The organism is Paenibacillus mendelii, assembly GCF_024498075.1.
Classification (GTDB): domain Bacteria; phylum Bacillota; class Bacilli; order Paenibacillales; family Paenibacillaceae; genus Paenibacillus_Z; species Paenibacillus_Z mendelii.
The window spans coordinates 1-2,380 of sequence record NZ_JANHOF010000051.1 but is presented as its reverse complement, the minus strand read 5'-3'; the positions used below and the strand labels follow the sequence as shown (position 1 = coordinate 2,380).

The window sequence follows — 2,380 nt, the reverse complement described above, 5'->3', positions numbered from 1 at the left end:
CACCTCATGGACAGGTTGAATGAAGGAATGTGGGAGCGTAGACTCTGCGAGATGTGGGAGGGTAGACCGCCATGAGCTCACATAACATCCACTTTTTAAAACGAGTGGTCTGGGTGGAGACTTTTTTTTGTACTTCAATGGCCCCAAAATTTTCTTCCTCTTCAACTTCGTACCACTTAAGTGTTATCTGCTAAGTAGTAAACTTGGGTCAAAATCTAAGAAAGCGTAAGTATTTAAGAGAAAAGTGATTCTCCATAGAGGGAGGATAGTGCAGTGACACATTAAGTTATTCGCCCCGGCCAAGAATCAGCCCGTCATTTTAATAAAATAAATACCCTGGTAGAATAACAGTTATAACTGAGTTTATTAATGCGGACAGCCAAAGGAGAAAAAATGATAACGACAAAACAATTAAAAGATATAGAACAATTGCAAAAAGAGTGCGAAACTCATGATCATTTACAACTGAAGCTTAACTGGGAAATGCTTAGAAACCGCGGATCTGATCAGCTGGATTTTTTTCATTACGAAAATGACGAACTTGTAGCGTTTTTAGGTTTGTACGCTTTTGGTTCTACAGTCGAAGTATGTGGCATGGTTAATCCAAGTGAACGACGAAAGGGGCATTTCCATCGATTGTTCCGACTAGGAATGGAAAAGGTCAAACAAAACGGATACAAGAAAATCTTGTTGAATGCACCTGTGGGATCCAATACGGCAAAAGCTTTTTTGAGTAAACAAGGTGCTGAGTATGCATTCTCGGAGCATCAAATGGAGTGGCAAGAAAAGCCTCATGAAGAAACGGATAGTATTCTTCTGAGGCAAGCAACATTAGAAGATTACGAAATGCGCGTACGATTATCCGTTACGGCGTTCGGAGTGGACGAAGCAGACGCCAGAGTGATGGAAAGCAAGGCCTTGGGGGATAACACTGATATGTTCATGATTGTCGTGAACGAAGGAACGGTAGGGAAAATTCGAGTGAGCCGAGAAGAGGGGCAAGCGTGGATTTATGGATTTGCCATTTTGCCAGAATACCAAGGCAAAGGAATAGGCAGAAAAGTGTTGCGCCGAGTCATTAAAGAGCAAAGCTCGGCCGGATACTCAGTTCACTTAGAAGTCGAAACGAAAAACGATCATGCTCTAGGGTTATATGAATCAGTTGGGTTCAAAGCGGTACATGCACAAGATTACTATAGATATCAACCAAGTTTCTCTAAATGAATGTTCGATTGCGCTAACGGGAAACGATAGCTTAATAAAACAACTAAGACGCGGCTGCCGGCGTGGATCGGCAGCCGCGTTGCGCTAACGGACAGATTTGCGCAACATTGTTGTCTTCGAAGAAAATTCAGATTTCCACTTGTCCCTTACGTAACGTAATGATTTATAGTGAACGTAAGAGCAGGACGAAACACGGGCCTACTGCCAAAAAATCGAACAACTAAATTCGAAATCGGAGGAGAAGCAAACATGAGAAAACTCGTATTGTTCATGCATGTGTCGCTGGACGGGTATGCGTCGGATTCGAACGGAGGACTAGATTGGATTCCGTACAACGAGGAATTAGAGAAATACGCCGAGGAGGTCGTAGCCGAAGTCGGCTCTCCCGTATACGGACGCACGACGTATCGGATGATGGAGAGCTACTGGCCCACGGTGCTGGACAATCCGAATGCGTCGAGGCACGGTATGGAGCATGCCAAATGGCTGCAGGATGTTAAGAAGATCGTCATTTCCGGCTCGATGGACATTGTGGAATGGAACAATACGATGCTGATCAAGGACAATATCGCAGAGGAAATCAAGGCGCTCAAGGAGCAGCCTGGCAAAAATCTCGTTATCTTCGGCAGTCCGGGGGCGGCGAAGACGTTGCTTGAGCTCGGCCTGATCGACGAATTCCTGCTGACGATTTGTCCGGTCATCTTGGGCGGCGGAAAATCGGCATTCCACGGCGACGGTGAGAAAATCAGGCTCAAGCTGCTGTCCAGCCGAACGCTCAAATCGGGCATTATCGCGGCCCGCTATGAGTTGGAGAAATAGCCGTGCCGTACAAGGTGTTCCACTAACGGGAAACGTTAGTGGAACGAAACAAGGTGCAGTTCACGCGGCAGCTGCTCCTTGTTTTTATTAAGCTACCCCGAAAATTACTCTTAGCGCAAACCCAAAAATAGCAGCACGAAACTAAGCCCAGCTTTAATGGTTTTTAAAAACTGTGCTTCTTAGGAATTTATGAAACATTTGGAAGTTACGAGGCCTCCGAATTAGAAAGAGCGACTTGAAAACCAAGATTCTCGAGCTTTCGTACGGCTTGTCGAACAATCGCTTCTTGCTGTCGCTGTTCAAAGTAATGACTGCCTAAATCTTTGTAATCCTCTTT

At 45.2% G+C, this 2,380-nt stretch carries 2 protein-coding genes; both read left to right on the top strand.

Features of this window, described 5'->3' with window-relative positions; all coding sequences use genetic code 11:
* Nucleotides 1-393: 393 nt before the first annotated feature.
* Nucleotides 394-1,224, top strand: coding sequence for a GNAT family N-acetyltransferase (locus NNL21_RS35950; RefSeq protein WP_204822202.1), 831 nt, complete (start codon nt 394-396; stop codon nt 1,222-1,224).
* A 249-nt stretch (nt 1,225-1,473) separates the two neighbouring features.
* Nucleotides 1,474-2,043: a dihydrofolate reductase family protein gene (locus tag NNL21_RS35945; RefSeq protein WP_204822203.1), complete on the top strand. Its 570-nt coding sequence runs from the start codon at nt 1,474-1,476 to the stop codon at nt 2,041-2,043.
* Nucleotides 2,044-2,380 lie beyond the last annotated feature (337 nt).

Bases quoted from the DNA above. Each gene is read 5' to 3' on its own strand.
- NNL21_RS35950 (WP_204822202.1), top strand. From the start codon at position 394: ATGATAACGACAAAACAATTAAAAGATATAGAACAATTGCAAAAAGAG.
- NNL21_RS35945 (WP_204822203.1), top strand. From the start codon at position 1,474: ATGAGAAAACTCGTATTGTTCATGCATGTGTCGCTGGACGGGTATGCG.